Genomic DNA, 21954 nt, shown 5'->3' on the forward strand with positions numbered 1-21954 from the left:
CCCTGATCCGCCACCTGGCGGGTCGGGGGCTTCGTCGTTGCCCTGGTGCCCCGCCGCGTGACGCGCGGATCACGTGAGGCGGCCTGCGTAGTCTGCCTCCATGGTCGGGCTCCCCTTCTCCCTCTCGCGCGGTGGTCGTCAGTCTTGCCGACAGCGACCGCAGGCCCGGTTTCTTCGCCCAGCCGCTGGGGGAAATCTTCGAGGTGTTCGACGCCTTCCACGGCGCCACCCAGGACTGGACTCCGTACTTCGACGCGGAACGGTTCGCGGGAAACTACCTGCGTCCCCCGGACCCTGCCGAGATCGGCTGCGCCATCAGCCATGCCCAGGTGATCCGCGCGTTCGCGGCGGAGCCCGGGGACGATGCGGACCTGCTCCTGGTGGCGGAGGACGACGCCCGGTTCACCGCCGACCTCCCCTGTGCCCTGCGTGCCGTGACCGAGGGTCCGCTGCCGCACGACGTGGTGGTCCTGACGGACGGGTTGAGCCTGGACCCCGCGCTGCACCGCAGGCGGTTCCTCACCTCCATCTCTCAGCTCTCCCTCCTCTCGCGCACCGTCTCGGGCCCCGAGCGGCGTCACCGGATCGGGCGTTTCGCCGGACAGGGGGACTGCTCGGGGCTGTACCTGATGACCCGCGGCGGCGCGAGGAAGTTCGACGACTAGGTGCGGGCGCTGCCGGAGGGGAAGCTGCAGCGCGTCGCGGATGCGTGGCCGGATCTCCGTGACGAGGGCGGGGTGGACGTCGCGCTCGTCCGACCCAGCCTCGTCCGGTGGTCGGGCGGATCCACCATCCGCGCCTCGGAGGACGGGCCCGCCGCGCGACGGGAGGCGCCCCTCCCGCCGTCCCTGCGGGACCGGATTGCCGTGCGCTCCAGGCTCCGGGGCGCGGGTCCTGCGCTCCGGGCCACGGTCGACGACGCGGGGTACCGCCTGCGGGGCGTGTTCCGTTCCTGAGTCGCCCATGGCTAGGGCACCGCAGGGTCGCTCGTGAGACCCGCGGTGCCCTCGTGCCCACCTCCGGATTGCCCCGAGCACGGGGCAGTCCGGAGGGTGCGAGTACCCGCTACTTGCGGCGCGGGGTGAAGGACGTGGAGCACTTCCACGTGGTCTTGCCGGACACGGCGGTGACGTCCACGACCACCTTGACCCCCGGGGTGGCCCTGGCAATGGCGTACGGAACCGCTGCCGTTCCCCTGGTGGACGCCGTGGCGTTCTTGACGGTGGTCGTGGTCTTGTAGCGGGCGCGCGTGGTGACCTTCGCCTTGGCGCCCACCTTGGAGACGTTCACGGTGGTGGTGGTGTTCTGCTTCGGCTGCGTCACGGACATGCTCGCGGCACACGGCTTGGCGGCCGCGGCCTCGGCCGGGGCGGCGTCGGCCAGGGAGAGGCCGGCGGTCAGGGAGAGGGCCACGAAGGCGGTGGCGAGGGAGCGGCGCAAGGGTGCGGCAGTGGCCATGGTGGGTCCTTTGTGGGAGGGGCGCGCTGGGGATTCTGCAGTGCTCGCTGATCGACAGCCCGGCCGATCCGTTCCCGCGCCCAGGGGATGAGAACAGCAGGATCGTAGCCGCGCCTGCCCCACCCAGGGGGTTTGCGCGCGAAAATTACACATGGCTTCTCATTGACCTGCCCGGTGGCCCGCCCCTCCCGGACGGATGGTCACGACGGTGCCCCTGCGACCGCCCGGTGGCGGCCACAGGGGCACTCCGTGTGCGGCGAGCTGCTACCGGCCCGCCCGGAATCCGGCAATGGCCGGGTCGTGGTCGGAGGACGCCGCGGCGTCCGGGCGGTAGTAGTCCAGCGCGGTGGTGCGGTACTGGGCGTACTGCAGCAGGGGTGACTGCCCGGAGTTGATGTTCCACACGTCCGCACCCGTGGTGCGCTGCTGCAGGCTCCGTGACACCAGGAGGTGGTCCAGGGATCCCACCTGCCCGCCGTGCACGTAGGTGTGTTCGTCCGCAGCGGGAGCAGACGCGAAGCCGGCCGAGTAGAAGACCTGCATGGGGTCCTCCTGCGTGTAGGAGTTGAAGTCGCCCAGCAGGGCCACGTCCGCGGAGCCGGCGCGGTCCGCGAGCTCCGGGATCCAGTCCACCAGCGCCTCGGCCTGGGCCACCCGGGCCGCGTTCCAGGCGCCCTGCCCGTCCCCGGCGTCCGCGTTGGGGCCGTTCTTGGGCCCCGAGCCCTTGGACTTGAAGTGGTTGACCACCACGGTGATCGGGGCGTTGGTGCCGCGGCCCTTGCCCCGCGTGGCGGTGAAAGAGGCCGCCAGTGGGGTCCGGGCGTTCTCGAAGGCCCCGCCGGCGCCCGCTTCAGCACCGAGTGCCTGGGCCTCACCCATCAGGCTCGCCTCGGCAGGCTGGTAGATGATCGCGTTGGTGATGACGTCCTGGTCCGCCACCGGCTGCAACTGGGAGGCGTCCACGGGGGCGATGGCCCACTTCTCGTAGCCGGCCGCGCCGTTGAGTGCGCTCACCAGGGTGGCCAGCGCCTCGTCCGGCTCCTCCCCCAGCTTTGCGGAGTTCTCGATCTCCATGAGACCCACCACTGAGGCGTTCAGCTGGTTGATGGCCGCCACGGTCTTGGCCTGCTGGCGCTGCAGGTCCGCCGCGTCGTAGGCACCCCGGACGTCACACCCCTGGGCCACGTTGTAGGTGCCGTCGGTGGAGAAGTTGCCACCCTTGCACTTCTTCTGCTGGCCCGTGGTGGTGAAGTAGTTCAGCACGTTGAAGGAGGCCACGGACACCTGGCCGCCCACGCGAGGGGTCTTGTCCGCGGAAGTGGTGAAGCGCGCCGGCTCCGCACCACGGGTGATCTCGGAGGTGGGCTGGAACCGCCAGGAGTCGTGCCGGTAGTCCACGATCACGGGTGCGGTGATCTTGGCGCGGTCGCCCACCTCCACGGGGTTCTGCGGATCCAGGTAGGGGACGGTGCGCGCCTCCTGCTGGGGGCTCGCGGCGAAGCCACGGTTGGTGCCGTCGTCCAGGGTCACCGAGATGGCCTCGTTGCGCGCGGCCTGCGCCTCGGCCTCGGGGCTGCTGGGCAGGGCGACGTCGGTGGGCTGGGTGGGCAGCGCCGGGCCCGCCGAGAGTCCGAGCTCCCCGTAGCGGCCCACTCCGTAGGTGTCCGCCACCCGGAAGTTCTCCCGGGGCTGGTACACCATGGACTCCAGGTTCTCCCGGTAGGAGGCGGTGGAGGCCCAGTCGGTGGTGACGGGCTTGACCGGTGCCACCTTCTTGACGACCTTCTTGACGCTCACGGTCCCCGAGAGCTGCGTGAGGCCCTGGTACTCGCCGGCGGTGCCGGTGACCTGCACGGCATCGCCCCTCTGCACGGTCACGGGAGCCTGCCCGGTGTGGACGAACAGCCCGGTGGAGGCGGTGGTCCCAGTGATCGTGCCCCCGGATCCCGGCGTCTGGATCACGAACCCGCCGAGGGACCCGGGTCCTGGCGGGTACACCGCGGTGACCACCGCGGGTTCCGTGGTGACGGTCTGGCCCGCCAGGGGAGTGCTCTTCCCGGTGCCCTGGATGGTGGCGATGCTCGTGGTGCTCGGCGCGGCGATGGCGGGGGTGGCACCGAGTCCCGTGGTGAGCAGCGCGGCGCTGAGCGAGATGGCCAGCGCGCCTCGGCGCACTGCGCCGGCGGGGGCGGAGGGGTGGGGTGTGGGCACGGTGATCTCCTGGGCGGGGGCTGTGAAAGGGGGGTCTGAGTGGGGTGAACGGTCGAGGGGGATCGACCGGTGCTCTTGGTTCAGCACTGCTGCCAGTGAGCGTAAGGACAGCACAAGACCAGGTCGTGACGGGACAGTGAATTCCCGGTGAGGTGCGTCACGCAGCCCCCAGCCCCCAGCCCGGGTGTTCGAGATGGCGGAGGCGTTCCACGGCGCCACCCAGGACTGGACCCCGTACTTCGACGCGGAGCGGTTCGTCCAGCTCTACCTCGACGGGCGGGCCCCACCACCGGCCGGATCGGTCACCGGACGGGAGCGGCGAGCATGCGGGCCCGGTAGCCGGGCCAACCCGGTGACCGGGCCGCCGGAAGCCCCGATCCCGGCAGCTGGGCACCAGCCGGAGCAGGTCAGCGCTTGCCGGGAACATCCATGTCCACCCAGACGAGGTGGTGGTCGGTGGCCAGGGCGGGGTCGCTCGTGAGCCCCGAACCGGGTTCGCCGAGCATCGGCCAGAACACTCCGTTCCGGCTCACGGACAGGTGGTGGTCACGGAATGCCTCGGCGGCCCTGCCGCCCGGCACGTGGTCGAACTCGTGGACCAGCACCACGTCCGGCGCGTTGATCTGGATGACCTCCGCGATGTTCTGCGCCTGCTCGTTGCCCGGCGTGCTGAGATCGCGGAGCAGCTGCCCCTCCGCGCCGCGGTTCAGGGACGCGTTGCACGTGGCCACACGCAACGGCGAGTTCCGGTGCTGGGCCTACGTGGGGTCCCGGGGATCAGGACACCGCGCTGAGCTGCGGCGGCTGCTGGGGCAGGTGCACGGGGCGCATCTGGGCGTCGAACTGGGCACCCAGGCCGCGCTGGATGAAGCGGACGGTGGCCAGCGTGCGCTGCTGCTGGGCGCGGGTGCTCTCCACGGAGGTGGTGCGGTCCGCGGTGGAGGTCAGAGAGCCGTGCACCAGCTGGGAGAGCTCGTCGGTGTCGCCGTGGGGCAGGTAGCCCTCGTCCATGGCGCGCTGCAGGATGCCCGCGAGCACGGTCTGCAGCTTCTGCACGTGCGCGCCCAGCTTCGCGAAGTCCTCGGGGGAGAGCACCGTGCGCATGGCCTGGCCGGGAGGCAGGTGGCGGCGGCCGAGGTCCTCGATCTGGTGCTGGATGTAGACACCCAGCTGGTCCACGGGGTTCTCGGTGTCCGCGAGCTCGCGGTTGAGGTCCGCCACGAAGCGCTCGGTCTTGTCCAGGGCGTAGGCCACGAGCAGTTCGCCCATGTCCGCGAAGTAGTTGTAGACCGCAGTGCGGCCCACTCCGGCGGTCTTGGCGACGCGGGTCATGGTGAGGTCGGTGAGCCCGTTGCTGTACAGCAGCTCCCCGAACGCATCCAGGATCGCGCGCTGGGTGCGCTCTCGCTGGGCGGCGTTGCTGGGGGCTGTGATGCGGGGCATGATGACACCTTACCTTGTTCTGTCAGCAAAGTGCGGGTTGCCGACATCGCGTGCGGGTTCGGTGTCCATTCCACCCTATGGAAACGGGGAATGCCCTGCGGAACAGGGCATTCCCCGAAGGCTCCCAGGAACCTCGGTGGCGCTGTGCGGCTACGCGTCAGCGGCGTATCCGCCCTGCCACAGGGAGTCGAACGGCAGGTGGGATGCCAGACGGTGCCGGATGCCCGCGGTGACGAAGCTCTTGGCGGTGCGGGCGGCGTCGAGCGGGGTGGCGCCCTTGGCGAGCTCCGCCGTCACGGCCGCCGCGAGCGAGCAGCCCGCGCCGGACACCGGCACCTCGCCCACCTTGGGCTCGGTGAGCACCTCGAGCGTGGATCCGTCGTAGAACACGTCCACGGCCTCCGCCCCGGCCAGCCGCACGCCGCCCTTGGCGAGCACGGCGGCACCTGAGGAGTCGTGGATGCGCTTCGCGGCCTCCTTGAGGTCCTCCACCGAGTCGATGGACTCCATCCCGGACAGGGACAGGGACTCGAAGTGGTTGGGGGTCACGAACGTGGCCAGCGGCAGCACCTCCGCCTTCAGCGCCTGGTCCGTGTCCAGCGCGGCACCCGGCTCCTGGCCCTTGCAGATCAGCACGGGGTCCAGCACCAGGTGGCGGGGCTTGAGCTCCTTCATGGCGGTGGCCACGGTGCGGATGGTGTCCGGGTGGCCGAGCATGCCGATCTTCACGGCGTCCAGGTCGTAGGCCGCGGTGATGGTCTGCAGCTGGTTCGCCAGGGTCTGCTGGTCCACGGGGGTCACGCGGTGGCCCCACTCGTTCTCGGGGTCGAACGCGACGATGCACGTGAGCGCCAGCGAGCCGAAGACCCCCAGGGACGTGAAGGTCTTGATGTCCGCGAGCGCCCCGGCGCCGCCGGTGGCCTCGGAGCCCGCGACGGTCATGGCGACGGGCGGTTGGTTGCGTGTGGTTTCGCTCATGCACAGTATTGTGCTCCGCCCGGCACCGGCCCCGCGAGTTTCGAACGCCGCACTACACTGGTGCGCGACGTCGGGTGGCAGGCGACGTCCCCTCACCGCACGCGACGACCCCAAGGACACCCGTGTCTTCCCACGCCACCCCGCCCCGCGGCTCCACGCACCCCGCACCCGCCGCTGCGGCCACTGCCACATCCCGGCCCTCCACCGCGGCGCCCGCCTTCGCGCACCGTCCCCGCACGTACTTCGACCTGATCCTGGCCGCGTACTGCGTCATCCTGGTGCTCTCCAACATTGGCGCCACGAAGGGTGTGCAGTTCGGCCCGGTCATCACGGACGGCGGGTTCTTCCTCTTCCCTCTGGCCTACGTGCTGGGGGACGTGGTCTCCGAGGTCTACGGCTTCCGCGCGGCCCGCAAGGCGATCCTCACCTCGTTCGTCTTCGGCGCGTTCGCGTCGGTGGTGTTCTGGATCGTGATCATCCTGCCCGCCGCCCCGTTCTACGAGAACCAGGGGGCGTTCGAGGCTGTGCTGGGCCCTGTGCCGCTGATCGTCGCGGCGTCCCTGCTGGGCTACCTGGTGGGCCAGCTGCTCAACGCGTACGTGATGGTCAAGGTCAAGCAGCGCACCCAGGAGAAGCACCTGTGGGCGCGGCTGATCTCCTCCACCATGGTGGGTGAACTGGTGGACACCCTCATCTTCTGCACGATCGCCGCGCCCATCATCGGCATCGACTCGTGGTCCGGGTTCCTCAACTACGTGCTCGTGGGCTACGTGTACAAGTGCCTCGTGGAGGTGGTGATCATGCCGGTCACCTACGCCGCGATCGCGTGGATCAAGCGCCGCGAGCCCAGCTACGCGGAGTCGGCCCCGCTGCAGGGCTGAGCGCCGCAGGGAACGGCGCGTGCGGCGTCGTCGTGCGCTGCGCTCAGCGGCCGAGGTGGTCGAGGTGCGCGAGCTGGGCCGCGATGGAGTGCTCGGCCGCGCGGCGCACCTCGGCGGGGACGTCCGGGTAGACGGCGTCCGTGACGGTTTCCACGCTCGCGCGCTCGCCCAAGTCCGCGACGACGCCGCGCACCTGCTCCAGGCGCTCCAGCCGGTGCTCGGCGAGCTCGTCGCACGCGTCCTGCAGGCCCGGCAGGGGTGCACCGTGGGCGGGCAGGCCCATCGCGCCGGAGCGCCTGCCCAGGCGTTCGAGGGAGCGCAGGTAGTCGCCCAGGGTGCCGTCCGGGTGGTCGATCATGGTGGTGCCGCGGCCCAGGACGGTGTCCCCGGTGAGGATGGTCTCGGGCTCGTCGTGGTGCAGCAGGAACGAGACGGAGTCCGAGGTGTGGCCCGGGGTGGCGAGCACGCGGATGCTCACGCCTGCCGCCAGCACGAAGTCCCCGTCCCGCAGAGGCTCGCCGCTGTCCCGGCAGAACTCGGGCAGCGCGGCGCGCACGGGGGCGCCGGTGATCTCGTGCAGGCGGTCGATGCCGTCCGTGTGGTCCCTGTGGCGGTGCGTCACCAGGATCAGCACGACCCTGCCGGTGGCGGCCACGGCCTGAAGGTGGTCCTCGTCCAGGGGTCCCGGGTCCACGACGACGACGTCCGGCCCCGGCCACTCGCCCCGCCCCTGCGCGGACGGGTGCTGCCCGTAGTTCGGGTGCTCGGGCCCTGAGCCGGGGGCGGAGAGGATCCAGGTGTTGGTGCCGTCCAGGGTCATGGGCCCGGGATTCGGCGCAAGGACCATCCCGGCGCACGCGCTCACGCGGTGCAGCACGCCGGGGACGGTGTAGTCGGGCTGGGCGCTCACGCTCGCGGGTCCCGTCCCGTGGCTCCCACGCGGACGACGACGCCGCTGCCGCCGGCGCGCGCGGCCCCTGTCACCGTGCGCGCGGCGCGGCAGAGCGGTCCCGTGGTGGGGACGCGCCTGGTCTCGCTCAACACGTGGGGCCCTCGAACCTGCGGATCCCTGAACCCCCGCCTGCTGCGGCAGGAGAGCCGGGTGGACCCACCGGGGCCGTGGATCCGCGTGCAGAGGACTCCCGGCGGGTTGAAGAAGTTCACGGAAGTCTAACGCGGACAGCGGGTGTCCCGGTCCGTGCATGCCGCTGTCCAGGGTCACGCTCCCAACGTTTGCAGGGTGACGATCTCGTAGAGTCAGCCCATGATCGTCGAGATGACCCGCTTCCGAGTGCGGCCCGGCGCGGAAGAACGCGCAGCCGAGTGGATGAATTTTCTCCGTTCGAACCCGGAGGCTTTCCGGGAAACACTCGAACCGGAACAGATGTACGTGGAGACGATCTTCAGCGAAGTTCTCGACAGTGTCATGTACCTCTACTGGTATTCCGTTCAGGGTGAGGGCCGGCGATCCGTGTTGGAGTCGGAGCACTGGCTCGACGCGAAGCACCTGGAGTTCTGGCGCGAGTGCATCGACCCGGAATTCCCGCCCCAGGAGCTGACTCCCCAGGTGCACATGGCACCGGAGAGGGTGGAGGCGGCGATGCGGCCGCGTGGCTGACGATCCTCCGGCGTGCGGCACCGGGGCGAGAACCGTCTCAGGGGTGCCGCTGCGCGGCACTGCATGTGGATCTGTAGTCGCCGGGGGTGATCCCGAAGGCCGACTTGAACTCTCGGCCCAAGTGGGCCTGGTCCGTCATGTCGAAGTGGACTGCGACGTCCGCGAGTGATTCCCCTGGGTGGAGGCGGATGCGTTCAGCGATCTCCTGGAGGCGTCACCGCCTGATCATGCTGTAGGGGGACACCCCCACGTAGCGTCGGGCCAGCCGGCAGAGGCCACTCTGGGAAACTCCCACGGCGTCGGCAAGTCCTGACACGGAGGTGATCTGAGGGTCGGTCGTGGCAAGGCGCCCCATGTGATTGGCGGTGAGAGCCGAATCGTCGAGCGCTCCGGCTCGGGCCACGAGCCACCGTGACAGGACGTCGACGGCGCTGTCGAGGTGACCTGTCGCTGCACGGTCCGCCACGCGGGAGTGCAGCCCGGGGAGGTGGAGCGGCTCCAGTCGGTTGCGCAGCGAGGCCGGATCGAAGGTGAACACCGGGGTCGCGGCAGGTTTGAGGAGTGCACCGATCACCCATCCCCGGCCCGTCAGCTCGCGGGTGGAGGCCGAGCTGGTGGCACCGGAGATCCCGGCTCCACGGTCGTCGACCGTGAAGTTCAGGGCGGGGAACGCGAGGACCTGCTGGTTCGAGTGCTGCCCTACAGGAACGTCCCACTCGCAGATCCACCACCACGCGACCAGTTCATCGGTCTGCACCGAGGCGGGCAGACGCCGGAACGTCACCGGGGGATGTTCGGGGTAGGGGACCCCGCGGCCGTTCGGCACGGTCTTCGCAACCATGGCAAGAATCTACAAGTCCAGGGGAATTGCCATGACCTACGGTTGTGACATGGCTGACAACAAGACCACCGGTGAGAATTCCTCCTACATGCTCCACGGCCGCCTGCGCTCCACTGCGGGCGAGGGTGACACGCTGGCAAGCATCCTGAGCGAGCAGGAGCGCAACGAGCCGATGCCGGGATGCCGTCTCTACCTGGTCGCCCGTGACCCGCAGGACGCCGACGCCGTGTGGGTCACCGAGGTCTGGGACACCGAGGCCGCCCACCGTGCCTCCTTGGAGATCCCGGCGGTGCAGGAGCGGATCGCCCGGGCCATGCCCATCATCGACCGGGAGGGGATGACGCAGCAGGAACTCGTGGCCGTCGCGGGCATTCCCTCGGCGCCCTGAGACACCACGGTCCCGGCAGTGCCGCGCGTGGGCTGGCCCGGCGGGACCAGCCGGCCCCGCGGCGTCGTCGTCAGGCGGTGGGCCGGGCGGTGCCGTAGTAGGTGCCCAGGAACTCGTCCCGGTACTCGAAGTAGGTGTCTGTCTCGATCGCGGCGCGGGCGCCGGCCACGAGGTCCAGGACGAAGCGCTCGTTGTGGATGGACGCCAGGGTGGCGGCGTTGCGCTCCTTGGACTTGAACAGGTGCCGCAGGTACGCGCGGGTGTAGTGCGTGCACGTGTAGCAGGGGCACGTGTCCGAGATGGGCGTGAAGTCCCGCTTGAAGCGGATGTTCGTGAGGTTGAAGCGGCCCGTGGGGGAGTAGACCGCGGAGGAGCGCGCCACGCGGGTGGGGGAGACGCAGTCGAAGGTGTCCACCCCGTTGTCGATCGCGGTGAAGATGTCGTCCGGCTCGGAGATGCCCAGCAGGTGCTTGGGGGTGTTCTCCGGCAGCTCCTCGGTGCACCAGCGCACAATCGTGCCCAGCTGCGACTTCTCCAGTGCGCCGCCGATGCCGAAGCCGTCGAAACCCATCTCGGACAGGTCCCGGCACGCCTGCCGGCGCAAGTCCTCGTACTGGGCGCCCTGGATCACGCCGAACAGCGCCTGGTAGGGCTTGTGAGCGCGCTCTTCCGTGAGCCGGCGGTGCTCCGCGACGCAGCGCAGCGCCCATTTCCGGGTGCGCTCCAGGGCGGTCTCCTGGTACTCGCGGGTGTTGTGGAGGGTGGTGAGCTCGTCGAAGGCGAACATGATGTCCGCGCCGATGTTGTGCTGCACCCTCATGGAGACCTCCGGGGTGAACCGGTGCAGGTCCCCGTTGAGGTAGGAGCGGAACCACACGCCGTCGTCGTCCACGCGCGCCATGCGTTTCTGGCCGGGCGCCATCTGGGAGTCGCCCAGGGGGTTGGCCACGGTGGACATGTCGATCACCTTGCCCAGCCCCGAGCCCAGGGACATCACCTGGAACCCGCCGGAGTCCGTGAACGTGGGTCCGGGCCAGTTCATGAAGGTGCCCAGCCCGCCGGCCTCGTCCAGCACGTCGTCCCCGGGTTCGAGGAACAGGTGGTACGCGTTGGCCAGCATGGCCTGCGCGCCCTCGGCCGCCATGGACTCGGGCAGCACGGCCTTCATCGCGGCCTGGGTGGCCACGGGGATGAACGCGGGCGTCCGGATCTGCCCGTGCGGGGTGGTGATGGTGCCCGTGCGGGCCTGGAACTGTCCGCCGTTCTCGCGCACCCGCTCCTCGGGCAGGGTGGGGCTGTCGCGCAGCCGGGTGTGGAGCTCGAAGCTGAACGGGGGCACGGAGTCTGTGGTGGGCACCCGACCATTGTGCCGGGTCCGGCGGCCGCAGGGGTCCCGGGCCCGTGCCGACGCGGGGACGACGCCGCTCGGGGCCACCGCGCGGCGTCGTCGCAGGGGTCTCAGCGCGCCATGCCACGGTGCCCCCGAATCCCGGTGCGGGCGTCGCTGAGGCGCCCTGGGTCTTGGGGTGCCGCTCCCGCGGGGGCCCGGGATCTCAGCCGGCCGGGGGAACGTGGCCGAGCCGCTGCGAGACCTCCCGTGCCGCGTCCGTGCACGCCTCCACCATCAGGGCCACCTGGTCCTCCGTGACCCGGTACCGCGGGGCCGCGATCACCACCGCGGAGACCAGCTCACCCCGGTGGTCGAAGACCGGGGCGGCCACCCCGACCTCGTCCACGGAGGTCCGGCCGTAGTTCACGGCCACCCCGGCCTCCCGCACCTCGGCGAGCTCGCCCAGGTAGGCGTCCACGGCGGCGTCGGCCGTGGAGTGGTGCGTGAGGGTGCCCGCCAGCAGCAGCGCGCGCACCCGCTCCTGGGGCTGGTGGGCCAGGAACACCTGGACCGTGGAGCTGGGCGCGGAGTTGTAGCGGGTGCCCAGCGGGACGGTGTGCTTGATCTCCCGCGGGCTCGGGATCTGCTCCACGCACACCGTCTCCGTGCCGTTCCACACCACCAGGGCGCTGGTCTCACCGGTGCGCTCGGTGAGCTCCTGCAGCACGGGGTAGGCCACGCGGCGCTCGTCCAGCTCTGCGAGCAGCGGCCCGGCCAGGGTGATCAGTCCGAGCCCCAGGGTGTACTTGAGGGACTGCGGGTCCCGCTCCACCAGGTTCTCCTGCTCCAGGCTGGTCAGGATCCGGGACACGGTGGACTTGTGCAGTCCCACGCGGCCGGCGATGTCCGTGACGCCCAGGTGCGGCTCATCCACGGTGAAGCAGCGCAGCACGCCGATGGCGTTGGAGACCACCGGGGTGGTGCGGGAGTCGTTGGTCGCAGTAGTCATGGTGCCCCGTATTCTCCCGCACGCAGCGGGGCGGCGCCGCGCGCACGCGACACCGCCCCGCTGCGTGACGGGGTTCTCACGCGTCCACGATGTTGTGCTCGGGGCCGTAGGGGAACTTGGTGATGTTCTCCACGGTGTCCTCCCCGATCACCAGGATGTCGTGCTCGCGGTAGCCGCCGGCGCCGGGCTGGCCTTCCGGGATGGTGATCATGGGCTCCATGGAGATCACCATGCCCGGTTCCAGCACGGTGTCGATGTCCTCGCGCAGCTCCAGCCCGGCCTCCCGCCCGTAGTAGTGGGAGAGCACGCCGAACGAGTGGCCGTAGCCGAACGTCCGGTTGGCCAGCAGCCCGTGGGACACGTAGATCTTGTTGAGCTCGTGGGCGATGTCCTTGCACACCGCACCCGGTTTGATGAGCTCCTGGCCGCGCTCGTGGACCTCCACGTTGATCTCCCACAGCTCGCGGGAACGGGCATCCGGCTCCCCCAGGAACAGGGTGCGCTCCAGGGCGGTGTAGTACCCGGAGGTCATCGGGAAGCAGTTCAGGGACAGGATGTCCCCGCGCCGCAGCCTGCGCGTGGTGGCCCAGTTGTGGGCGCCGTCCGTGTTGAGCCCGGACTGGAACCACACCCACGTGTCCCGGACCTCGCGCAGCGGGAACGTGGTGGCGATCTCGTGGATCATCGCCTCGGTCCCGGCCAGCGCCACCTCGTACTCGGTGACGCCCTCGCGGATCGCGTTGCGGATGGCCTCACCGCCCAGGTCACCGATGCGCGCGCCGTCCTTGATCACCGCGATCTCCTCCGCGGACTTGAACATGCGCTGGCGCATGGACTCCAGGGAGATGTCCACCAGCTCGGCGTCCGGGAACGCGTCCTGGATGCGCTGGCGGTTCAGCAGCGGCAGGGCGTCGTCCTCCACACCGATCCTGCGGGCGGTGATCCCGCGCTGGCGCAGCACCTCCTGCAGCGCGAAGTAGTAGTTGTCGCGCTGCCAGTCCGTGTAGACCACGTTCTCGCCGTAGCTGGTGCGCCACGGCATGCCGGCGTCGATGTTCGCGGTCACGGTCACGGAGTCCTCCGGGGTGACCACCAGCGCGTAGCTGCGCCCGAACGTGGTGTAGAGGAAGTCCGAGTAGTACTTGATGCCGTGGTGGCTGGTGAGGATCACGGCGTCCAGCTGCTTCTCCGCCATGATCCGGCGCAGCCCGTCCAGGCGGCGCTCGAACTCGGCGTCGGAGAACGTGAGCTGCTCCTTCTGGCCGTTGTGCATGACCTTCAGACGGGCCAGCTCCGAGACATCGGTGGCGGGTGACGTGTTCATGATCCTCCTTGGTGGTGGGGTTGGTGGGGTTGGTGGGGTTGGTGGGTCCGGGACGGGGGCGACGCCGCGGCGTCGCCGTCCCTGCCCCGGTGGCGGTGGGTCGGTGGCCCCGTGCCGCCCGCCCCGGGCGGCGGGGCCGGTGGGCGGTGCGGTCAGCGGGACGTGCGGGTCAGTGCGACAGCGGTTCGCGGTGCGTCTCGTGGGAGAGGGCGACCGCCACGAAGGACACCGCGGCGGCGGCCATCAGGTACCAGGCGGGGGCGAGCTGGCTGTGGAACGCGGAGATCAGCAGCGTGGCCATGAAGGGTGCGGTGCCGCCGAAGATCGCGTTGGACAGGTTGAAGCTCACCGCGAAGCCGCTGTAGCGGATGCGGGTGGGGAACTGCTCGGCCAGGAAGCTGGGCAGAGTGCCGTCGTTGAGGGTGAGCATGGCGCCCAGCACCACCTGCACCAGCAGCACCACCAGGAACGAGCCCTCGTCCAGCAGCAGGAACAGCGGGACGGTCAGCAGCACGAAGCACACGGACGCGGCCATGAGCAGCTTCTTGCGCCCGAAACGGTCCGAGGCCAGGCCCGTGAGGAAGATGAAGCCGATGTAGGACAGCAGCGCCAGGGACGTGGCCAGGAAGGACTCGGTCTTGCCGAAGCCGATCTCCTCGGAGAGGTACGTGGGCATGTAGCTGAGCAGCATGTAGAAGCCCACGGCGTTGAGCAGCACGGCGCCGCACGCGCGCAGCAGCGTGGCCCAGTGGTGGCGGAACATGTCCCGCACGGGGGCGTGGATGACCTCGTCCTCCTGGGCGAGCTCCTGGAACACGGGGGTGTCCTCGAGCTTGGTGCGCACGTAGCGTCCGATCAGGCCCATGGGGGCGGCCAGCAGGAAGGGGATGCGCCAGCCCCACACGTTCATCTGGTCCCCGGAGAGGACGGCGGTCAGGGCGGCCACGAACAGGGAGCCGAACAGCAGACCAGCAGCCGTGCTTGCGGGCACCACCGCGGCGTAGAGCCCGCGGCGGTGGGCCGGGGCGTACTCCACCAGGAAGGCCGAGGCCCCGGCGTACTCACCGGCGGCGGAGAAGCCCTGCACGATCCGCACCACCAGCAGCAGGATGGGCGCAAAGATCCCGATGCTCCCGTAGCCGGGGATCAGGGCCATGCAGAACGTGGCGCCGGTCATGATCAGGATGGACAGGGACAGCGCGGTGCGCCGCCCGAGCCGGTCCCCCAGGTGGCCCCAGAAGAAGCCGCCCACGGGCCGGACGAAGAACGAGATGGCGAACAGTGCGAAGGTGGCGAGCAGCGCCGTCTGCGGGTCGGACTCCGGGAAGAACACCACCGCGATGGTCGCGGCCAGGTAGCCGTACACGGCGTAGTCGAACCACTCCACGAAGTTGCCGATGAAGCTGGCCCCGATCACCCGGCGGCGCGTCCCGGCGGACACCGCCGCCGCTGCGGCCGGTGGTCCTCCCGCGGGGGCCGCCTGTGGAGTTGCAGCATCGTGCGTCATGGGTCCCCCAGGGGTCGGGGGTTGCAAGGAGTGCAACCCGGTTGCCACAAGCTACGGTGCGGAACGCTGTCCGGTCAATGGAGGACCGGTAACTTGCGGGCCCGGAGGTAGGACGCCGCGCGGCCCGGAACCGTCATGGGTTCCGGGCCGCGCGTGAAGGCAACGGTGTTGCGCCGGGGGGGGGGTGACGCCGTGGAGGGCCGCTCAGCGACCCCAGCCCGCGTGGGCGATTGCCTGCCGGATGAGGTCCTCGCGTCCGCCCTCGAACTCCTCCTGGACGTCCAGGGATAGTGCCTCGTCCGGGGTCATCCAGGACAGCTGCAGCGCGTCCTGGCGGGGTTCGCACTCGCCGCGCACGGGGATGATGTAGCTCAGGGCCACGGCGTGCTGGCGGTCGTCGGTGAGTCCCGTCTCGGACGGGGACGGGAAGAACTCGGACACCGCGAACGGCACGGTGGTGGAGGGCATCTGCGGCATGGCCAGCGGGCCGAGGTCCTTCTCGAGGTGGCGCAGGAGTGCGGCGCGCACCGTCTCGCGGTACATCACGCGCCCGGAGACGAACGTGCGGACCATCCGGCCCTCGTCGTTGGCGGTGAGCAGCAGCCCGATCTCAGAGAGGCAGCCCAGGGGGTCCAGGCGCACGGGAATGGCCTGGACGTACACGATGGGCAGCGTGGCGCGGGCTCGGTTGAGGTCCTCCTCGCTGAGCCAACCAGGGTTCGGGTCCGGGGTGCGTACTGAGCTCATGCCTCGTTTCTACCCCCGGCGTACCCCTGCGGGCCAGAGTCCGCGCGCGTGGCGGGCCCGGTTCAGCGGTCAGCCGAACGCGCGGCCGCCTCCAGCACGGTCCACGCCTGCACCTGGGTGCTCAGCTCCACGGGCGCGCCGGTGCGCTGCGCCTGGTTCGCGTGCTCGGCGGGCTCCGGGGAGAACACCGCCACGGTCTCGCCGCCGTCCGCGCCCGGAGTCGAGAAGTCCTCGTCCGGGTCGAACTCGCGCCGCCCGTCCCACAGGGCGTCCGCGGTGTCGCACACCAGCGCCTTCGCCGTGCGGCGCGTCTCGGCATCCACGTCGGACGACGACGCCGCCTCGCCCAGGTACCGCGCCAGGATCCCCGTGAACAGTCCGGCATCCCCACCGCCCTGGCCCGTGAGCACGGGAGCGCCGTGCGGGCCGGGGACCGTGAACTGCTGCGCCGCTCCCTGCACGAGCTGGGAGGCGCGGGAGAGCCAGAGCTCGCGCTGGGCGGCGTCGTCCGTCACGCGCGCCAGCGCGAGGGCGGCACCCAGGGCGGGGCCGCTGTTGTAGGTGTAGACGTGCGGGTCCACCGCCGTGATCTCCGAGCCGGAGCCCGCGGCGACCATGCGGATGCCGTCCAGGAACACGCCGCGCTCGGCGTCGAAGAGGGTGTCGAACAGCCACGTGAGCAGCGCGCGGGCCTCGTCCACCCGGTGCATCCGCAGGAAGCTCAGTGCCACCGGGGCCGTGGACGCGGTGTTCTTGTAGTCGCGGGTCATGTTCCACCACGCCCCGCCGCCCAGGTTCTCGTCGCACCCCGCCTCGAGCCGCTTGGCCAGAGCGACGCCGTCGTCCTGCACCGTGCGCGTGGTGCGGCCCGTGGCGGCGACGTCCTCGTGGCGCAGCCTCCCCAGCGCGAGAGACAGCCATGCCATGTCGTCGAAGAACACGTTGTTGGTCACCCGGCCACCGCTGTGCACGGCGATGCCCCGCAGCAGCTGGTGCGCGCGGGAGCGGGCCAGGGCGGCGTCGTCGTGGTGACCGGCCGCGCGCTCGCGGGCGGCGGCGTCCACGAACGCCTCCAGCAGGTGCGCCTGCCACCAGTAGTGCCACGGGCCGCGGCGCGGGTGCGGGAACGCGACGGCGCCCAGGTACGTGCCCGGCACACGGAACGCGCGGGAGCCGAACAGCCGGTCCACGGAACGGGCGGCCGTGGCGGCGCGGTGGGCGGGGGGCTCGGACATCGCGGGGCTCCTGCGGGACGTGGCGGGGTGTGGCAGAAGCCTAACGGCCCGAGCGGGAGGGGTGCGCTGTGCCAAGGGACTGTCAGCATTGAGCCGCCGCCTGGTTCGCAGGGGTGGGCATCCCGGCCCCCTCCTGCGGGCCGCGAGCCTCCCTCAGCCCAGCGCCTCCCGCAGCGCCGGCTCCCGCACCTGGTCCCCGAGCCACGGGCTGAACGCGTAGGGGGCTGACTCCACCGCCGCAATCAGGTCCCGCGGCGCGGTCCAGGCGTACTCGGCCACCTCCGATTCCGCGGGCTGCGGGTCGGTGTCGGTGACGGCCACGAACACGGGGCAGAACTCGTTCTCCACCACGCCGGTGGCGTCCGTGGCGCGGTACTGGAACTCGGGGACCACCACGGTGAGGTTGCGGATCTCCAGCCCCAGTTCCTGGCGGGCGCGGCGGGCGATCGCGTCCTCGAAGGACTCGTGCGGCCCCGGGTGCCCGCAGAAGCTGTTGGACCACACGCCGGGCCACGTGCGCTTGCTCAGCGCTCGGCGGGTCACGAGCACCCGACCGTCCGGGTTGAGCACGTGGCACGAGAACGCCAGGTGCAGCGGGGTGGCCTCGGTGTGGACCTCGGACTTCAGTGCGGTCCCGGTCGGCTGGTGCTGCTCGTCCAGGAGCACGACGCGCTCCGGGGTGCTGTTCTCGCTCACGGTGCCGCCTCACGGTGGTGTGTTAGGTTCCTCGCCATGGTATCGGCCGGGTCGGACACGCAGTGAGACGCCGCGTGACCCCTCCGCTGCCCATCGTTCGCGGCGTGGGCCCCACCCGCGTGCGGATGCCCGGCCCGGGCGCCCCGGACCCCGTTCTCGACTCCCTCCCCGGTCTGCCCGCCACCGCGGTGGACTACGTCCGGGCCCGCTTTCCCGACGACGCCGCGTGGTTCGCCGAGCAGGTGGCGGCCGGTCGTGTGCTCGGGGACGGCGGCGTCGTCGTGACCCCGGAGACCCCCTACGAGCCCGGGGTGTCCGTGTGGTTCCACCGCCCCGTGCCGGACGAGGACGCTCCGCCCGTCACACTGGACGTGCTCCACGAGGACGAGTGGATCATGGCCGTGGACAAGCCCCACGGGCTGTGCAGCACACCCAAGGGGGAGAACGTGCGGCGCTCGGTGGTGGTGGCCGCGCGCTGCCAGTTCGACAACGACGAGATCTCCGCGCTGCACCGCCTGGACCGCTCCACCGGCGGGGTGCTACTGCTGTGCAAGCGCGCGGAGGACCGGAGCGCGTTCCACCGCCTGTTCCAGGAGCGCACGGTGCGCAAGACGTACTGGGCCGTGGCGGGCGTGAACGAGCGCGTGGGGGAGCAGACCGTGCGCGTGGAGTCACGCATCCGCAAGATCCAGGGTGTGGTGCAGGCCTTCGAGGAGCCCGGTGAGGTCAACGCGGTCACGGACGTGCGGCGCGTGGAGACCTTCACGGACGCGGACGGCACATGGGGGCTCTACGAGATCGCCCCGCTGACCGGGCGCACCCACCAGATCCGCGTGCACATGACGTCGCTCGGGCTGCCGCTGCGCGGGGACAAGCTCTATCCGCAGCCGCGGCAGGACTTCGACGTGGAGGACCCGGAGAACCCCCTGCAGCTGATCGCCCGCTCCATCGAGTTCGTGCACCCCGTGACGGGTCGCGCGGTGCGGATCGACTCGCGACTGACCCCCGGCAGCCATGCGGCGGCCACTCGGAGCGCCACGTAACGATTGCGTAACATGTGACGGGTGGCACACGCCGATGCCCTCCGGGGGTACCGTAGCGCGCGGGTCTTCCCCCCTCAGCGGGCCCACCTCGGAGCCACCGCCGCAGTGCGGGGGCCCGAACCGGTTGGCGTCAGCCACCGGGAGCTGTCCCCACAGCGTGCACGACCCGTCGCACCCGGCGGGACCCTCGTGCCCGCCCGACGACGAAACGGCCCTGCATGTCCACACACCTCACCTCTGCGCCCCGCGCGCAGAGTCCGATCCGCCGTGCCCTGACCACCCTCGCCGCCGCCGCGTCCGCGGCCACCGTGGTCCTGACGGGCAGCCTGCTCACTGCGCCGCAGGCGCAGGCCAGCCCCTCCGACATCGTGGCCGTGTCCTCCGGGACCCGCGCCGCCGACTCCCAGAAGCTGCTGGACCAGGTCAACAGCCACCGGGCGTCCCGTGGTCTGAAGCCCGTGAAGTACTCCAAGTCCCTGTCCGGGCTCGCCCAGGGGCAGTCGGACCGGCTGGTCAACCAGGAGGTCATCAACCACTCCAACACCTTCCTCACGGACCGCCGGGCCGCGGGGTACAGCGCCGCGGGTGAGATCCACGCCCTGTCCTGGAAGAACTCAGTCACGGACCTCACCACCTGGTGGAAGGGTTCTCCGGCGCACAACAAGGTGCTCACCGATCCGCGCATGGAGGTGATCGGCATCGGGCTGACCTACGTGGACGGCAGCCTGGGCGGCAGCGGTCAGGGCTGGCGGCTGGTGGGAACGGTGAACTCCTACGGCTTCCCGGCCGGGCGCGCCCCCGCGGACACGAGCACCCGGGTGGCCGGCGCCGTCGCACCCCGCGCGAGCGCCGTGAAGCCCGCACCTCCCAAGGTCGTGGTGCGTGGTGCCATCAGGGGCCGCTACGACGCCCTCGGCGGGGCCTCCGTGTGCGGTGCTCCCCTGGCCAACGAGCGCGGCGGTCTCGTGGGAGGCGGCGTCTACCAGAGCTTCCGCGCGGCCAACGGCGCCCAGTGGAAGATCCTGTGGACCCCGCGCACGGGCGCGCACGCCGTCAAGGAGTCGGGCGGGATCGGCAGCGCCTGGAAGGCCGCGGGCTTCGAGCGCGGCTGGGGCTACCCGCTCACCGAGGAATACCGCGCGGGCTCCGAGGTCCAGCAGCGCTTCTCCAACGGCTACACCGCGCACTGGTCCCGCACCACCGGCCGCACCTGGGTCACGCGCTGACACGTACCGCACAGCCGACGACGCCGCCCCGCGGACTCCCTGCCTCGGCACGGGTCCGCGGGGCGCTGCGTTTCCCTGTCGCTGCGGCCCGGGCAGCGCAGGTGGGCGGGGACAGGGTCCATGGGCCGGGCAGCGGCGCCCATCGCCCCGGCCCGAAGCGAAGACCGCGTGCTTCGAGTACGTGAGCGGGCGGCGTCGTGCGCGGTGGCCGTGCCCGGGGGCGCGCGGTGACGTGCCGGCCGGCTGCGTCAGGCCGCGGCCTGGCAGCGGGGGCACCACGCGATGGTGCGCAGGTGCTGCACCGCGGTGCGTGAGGGGGCGGGGTCCACGGTGAGCAGGGCGTCGTCGATCTCCCCGCGCTTGAGCTGCGTCCCGCAGCGGCGGCACGGCTGACCGTCCTTGCCGTACGCCCAGAACAGGGGGCGGCCCGGCGGCGCCTGGCCCACGGTGGAGCGCATCGAGCGGTCCTTGTTCAGGTGCAGCAGCTTGTGGGCGAGCACGACGATCTCGCGCAGCTTGCCCTCCGGCAGGGAGTCCACCCGGGCCCACGGGTTGGTGCGGGTCATGAACAGGGTCTCCACGCGGTACACGTTGCCGATGCCCGCGAGGTTGCGCTGGTCCATCAGGGCGGTGCCGATCGCCCGGTCCGGCTGGGCGCTCAACCGTTCCAGGGCCTTCTCCAGGTCCCAGTCCGGGCCGAGGATGTCCGGGCCCAGGTAGCCCACGAGCTCCTGGTCCTCCAGCCGGGTGGGCACCAGGCGCACGTCCTTGACGTCGAAGCCCACGGCCTCCACCTCTTTGGTGCGCAGGATCGCGCGGATGGTGTGCGAGCCCTGCCCGATGGCCACGTCGGCGCTGAGCCGGGTGCGCGCCTCGGCGGCGGAGCGCACACTTCCGCCCTTCCGGGCCTGGCCGCGCGGTCGGTACGGGCTCGCGCCGGGCCGGCTCCGGCGCCCGCCGGGGCGCGCGGCGGCGTCGTCCTGCTGCCGGTCGAAGACCCGCCAGGTGCCGTCCATCATGAGGTGCGAGTGCAGGGTGAGGGGCTCGGCGCCGGACTTCATCTGCTCCGCGTCCGGGGCCGCGGAGAGCCGGATGAGGATGTGCTTCCCGCGCGGCACCACGGCCACCACGGTGCGTCCAGACACGTCCGAGGTGGCGAGGGCGGGCACCCTGAAGTCCGAGCTCTCGATCACGGCACCCTCCAGCGCCTCGCGCAGCATCTTGCACTGGCGGTAGACGGAATCACCTTCGGGCACGGGTCCTCCTCGGTTCGCGGTGGGGTGTTCAGCGTACGGCGTGCTCCACCAGATGCTTATGGTGGATTTTCCGGATTCGCCGAGTGTTTGGCGGTTCACTCCAACTGTGAGGAGCCCTGATGAGATCCGAGGAAATCGCGAGAAACGCCGAAGGCTGGACCCCGCCTCCTCTGTGGGCGCCGGTGTCCGGACACCTGATGATGGGGGCGGTCAAGGTGCCCGTCATGGTGCTTCTGCTGTGGGCCGCCACGCTCACGGGGTGGCTGGCGGCCGCGCCCCTGCAGAATCTGGTCGTCGCAGGGGTGGCCGCAGTGGTCGTGGGGGAGGTCCTCACCACACTGGCGGAGCGGCCCTTCGTGGTGAAGCGACGGCTCTCCGCCCCGGGCGGCTGGGACTACGCGCTCGTGCCCGTGGTGATCCACGCGGTCGTGGGGCTGGGCCTCGGCGCCCTCCTCCTGGGCGGTCTGAGGGGCGGCATCGCTCTGGGGATGGCATATGCAGTGGCCGCGGTGGGCGAGACGATCCTGTCGAAGTCCTGGTTGCCCGGCGACACCCAGGCCGAGTTTGACGAGAAGTGGCGCCAGACCAAGCAGATGACGCACGAGACGTTCGACGACGATGTGCAAGACCTCAAACGGCAGGCCGGTCAGAAGGTCCGGGACAGCTACGACAAGCGCAAGGGAAACGAGTGACGCAGGAGCAAGCGGTGTCCATGGTCCACACGTAGGCCCATCTCCGCCGGTGCACGTCCGGTCCCGCCTAT

23 protein-coding genes are annotated in these 21954 nt (G+C 70.9%); 7 read left to right on the forward strand and 16 right to left on the reverse strand.

What is annotated here, in order from left to right:
- Positions 1-131 precede the first annotated feature (131 nt).
- Positions 132-665 carry a glycosyltransferase family 25 protein gene (locus KRH_RS01370; protein WP_012397358.1) on the forward strand — a complete coding sequence of 178 codons (534 nt, stop codon included), beginning with the start codon at positions 132-134 and terminating at the stop codon, positions 663-665.
- A gap of 400 nt (positions 666-1065) precedes the next feature.
- Here KRH_RS01370 and KRH_RS01380 read toward each other — a convergent pair whose 3' ends face one another.
- From KRH_RS01380 to KRH_RS01400, 5 genes are all read right to left on the reverse strand, one after another.
- Positions 1066-1458 (reverse strand): hypothetical protein, encoded by a 393-nt coding sequence (locus KRH_RS01380; protein WP_012397360.1) that lies wholly within the window; start codon positions 1456-1458, stop codon positions 1066-1068.
- Positions 1459-1722: 264 nt separating this feature from the next.
- Entirely contained in the window at positions 1723-3669 is a 1947-nt protein-coding gene (locus KRH_RS01385) for an ExeM/NucH family extracellular endonuclease (RefSeq protein ID WP_050738021.1), read from the reverse strand.
- A 407-nt stretch (positions 3670-4076) separates the two neighbouring features.
- Complete coding sequence (locus tag KRH_RS01390; RefSeq protein ID WP_041297265.1) at positions 4077-4400, reverse strand: hypothetical protein; 324 nt, start codon at positions 4398-4400, stop codon at positions 4077-4079.
- A 46-nt stretch (positions 4401-4446) separates the two neighbouring features.
- Positions 4447-5112 (reverse strand): TetR/AcrR family transcriptional regulator, encoded by a 666-nt coding sequence (locus tag KRH_RS01395; RefSeq protein ID WP_012397363.1) that lies wholly within the window; start codon positions 5110-5112, stop codon positions 4447-4449.
- Positions 5113-5262: 150 nt separating this feature from the next.
- Entirely contained in the window at positions 5263-6090 is an 828-nt protein-coding gene (locus KRH_RS01400; protein WP_012397364.1) for a hydroxymethylpyrimidine/phosphomethylpyrimidine kinase, read from the reverse strand.
- Between the two features lie 122 nt (positions 6091-6212).
- Between KRH_RS01400 and KRH_RS01405 the strand changes: the two genes are divergently transcribed.
- Positions 6213-6971 (forward strand): queuosine precursor transporter, encoded by a 759-nt coding sequence (locus KRH_RS01405; RefSeq protein ID WP_012397365.1) that lies wholly within the window; start codon positions 6213-6215, stop codon positions 6969-6971.
- Between the two features lie 43 nt (positions 6972-7014).
- Here the strand turns inward: KRH_RS01405 and KRH_RS01410 are convergent, their stop codons facing one another.
- Positions 7015-7881, reverse strand: coding sequence for an MBL fold metallo-hydrolase (locus tag KRH_RS01410; protein WP_012397366.1), 867 nt, complete (start codon positions 7879-7881; stop codon positions 7015-7017).
- 354 nt (positions 7882-8235) lie between these two features.
- Between KRH_RS01410 and KRH_RS01415 the strand changes: the two genes are divergently transcribed.
- Entirely contained in the window at positions 8236-8589 is a 354-nt protein-coding gene (locus KRH_RS01415) for a DUF6176 family protein (protein WP_012397368.1), read from the forward strand.
- 37 nt (positions 8590-8626) lie between these two features.
- Here the strand turns inward: KRH_RS01415 and KRH_RS12855 are convergent, their stop codons facing one another.
- Together KRH_RS12855 and KRH_RS01420 are read right to left on the reverse strand one after the other, a co-directional pair.
- Positions 8627-8728 (reverse strand): AraC family transcription regulator, encoded by a 102-nt coding sequence (locus tag KRH_RS12855; RefSeq protein WP_012397369.1) that lies wholly within the window; start codon positions 8726-8728, stop codon positions 8627-8629.
- Positions 8729-8803: 75 nt separating this feature from the next.
- Positions 8804-9430: a DUF6597 domain-containing transcriptional factor gene (locus KRH_RS01420; protein ID WP_012397370.1), complete on the reverse strand. Its 627-nt coding sequence runs from the start codon at positions 9428-9430 to the stop codon at positions 8804-8806.
- A 49-nt stretch (positions 9431-9479) separates the two neighbouring features.
- On the opposite strand from KRH_RS01420, the gene KRH_RS01425 reads away from it, so the two are divergent.
- Entirely contained in the window at positions 9480-9818 is a 339-nt protein-coding gene (locus KRH_RS01425; protein WP_070105243.1) for a putative quinol monooxygenase, read from the forward strand.
- 70 nt (positions 9819-9888) lie between these two features.
- Here the strand turns inward: KRH_RS01425 and tgt are convergent, their stop codons facing one another.
- From tgt to idi, 7 genes are all read right to left on the reverse strand, one after another.
- On the reverse strand, positions 9889-11175 hold the full coding sequence (tgt, locus tag KRH_RS01430; protein ID WP_041297266.1) for a tRNA guanosine(34) transglycosylase Tgt: 1287 nt from the start codon (positions 11173-11175) through the stop codon (positions 9889-9891).
- 196 nt (positions 11176-11371) lie between these two features.
- The gene (locus KRH_RS01435) at positions 11372-12157 is read right to left on the reverse strand and encodes an IclR family transcriptional regulator (protein ID WP_012397373.1); all 786 of its coding nucleotides are present in this window, start codon (positions 12155-12157) and stop codon (positions 11372-11374) included.
- 76 nt (positions 12158-12233) lie between these two features.
- Positions 12234-13481, reverse strand: coding sequence for an aminopeptidase P family protein (locus KRH_RS01440; RefSeq protein ID WP_012397374.1), 1248 nt, complete (start codon positions 13479-13481; stop codon positions 12234-12236).
- Positions 13482-13650: 169 nt separating this feature from the next.
- Positions 13651-14988 carry an MFS transporter gene (locus KRH_RS01445; RefSeq protein WP_012397375.1) on the reverse strand — a complete coding sequence of 446 codons (1338 nt, stop codon included), beginning with the start codon at positions 14986-14988 and terminating at the stop codon, positions 13651-13653.
- Positions 14989-15192: 204 nt separating this feature from the next.
- The gene (locus KRH_RS01450; protein ID WP_012397376.1) at positions 15193-15735 is read right to left on the reverse strand and encodes an NUDIX hydrolase family protein; all 543 of its coding nucleotides are present in this window, start codon (positions 15733-15735) and stop codon (positions 15193-15195) included.
- Between the two features lie 62 nt (positions 15736-15797).
- Positions 15798-16970, reverse strand: coding sequence for a glycoside hydrolase family 76 protein (locus tag KRH_RS01455; RefSeq protein ID WP_012397377.1), 1173 nt, complete (start codon positions 16968-16970; stop codon positions 15798-15800).
- A 153-nt stretch (positions 16971-17123) separates the two neighbouring features.
- A complete protein-coding gene (gene idi / locus KRH_RS01460; RefSeq protein ID WP_012397378.1) occupies positions 17124-17666 on the reverse strand; it encodes an isopentenyl-diphosphate Delta-isomerase in 543 nt (180 codons plus the stop codon).
- Positions 17667-17770: 104 nt separating this feature from the next.
- On the opposite strand from idi, the gene KRH_RS01465 reads away from it, so the two are divergent.
- Complete coding sequence (locus KRH_RS01465) at positions 17771-18709, forward strand: pseudouridine synthase (protein WP_231844722.1); 939 nt, start codon at positions 17771-17773, stop codon at positions 18707-18709.
- A 218-nt stretch (positions 18710-18927) separates the two neighbouring features.
- Positions 18928-19935 (forward strand): CAP domain-containing protein, encoded by a 1008-nt coding sequence (locus KRH_RS01470; protein WP_012397380.1) that lies wholly within the window; start codon positions 18928-18930, stop codon positions 19933-19935.
- Between the two features lie 248 nt (positions 19936-20183).
- Here KRH_RS01470 and KRH_RS01475 read toward each other — a convergent pair whose 3' ends face one another.
- Positions 20184-21191: a DNA-formamidopyrimidine glycosylase family protein gene (locus KRH_RS01475; protein WP_012397381.1), complete on the reverse strand. Its 1008-nt coding sequence runs from the start codon at positions 21189-21191 to the stop codon at positions 20184-20186.
- A gap of 224 nt (positions 21192-21415) precedes the next feature.
- Between KRH_RS01475 and KRH_RS01480 the strand changes: the two genes are divergently transcribed.
- Complete coding sequence (locus KRH_RS01480) at positions 21416-21883, forward strand: hypothetical protein (RefSeq protein ID WP_126341226.1); 468 nt, start codon at positions 21416-21418, stop codon at positions 21881-21883.
- The last annotated feature ends 71 nt before the right edge of the window (positions 21884-21954 follow it).

It is taken from the genome of Kocuria rhizophila DC2201, assembly GCF_000010285.1.
In the GTDB taxonomy this organism is placed as follows: Bacteria; Actinomycetota; Actinomycetes; order Actinomycetales; family Micrococcaceae; genus Kocuria; species Kocuria rhizophila_A.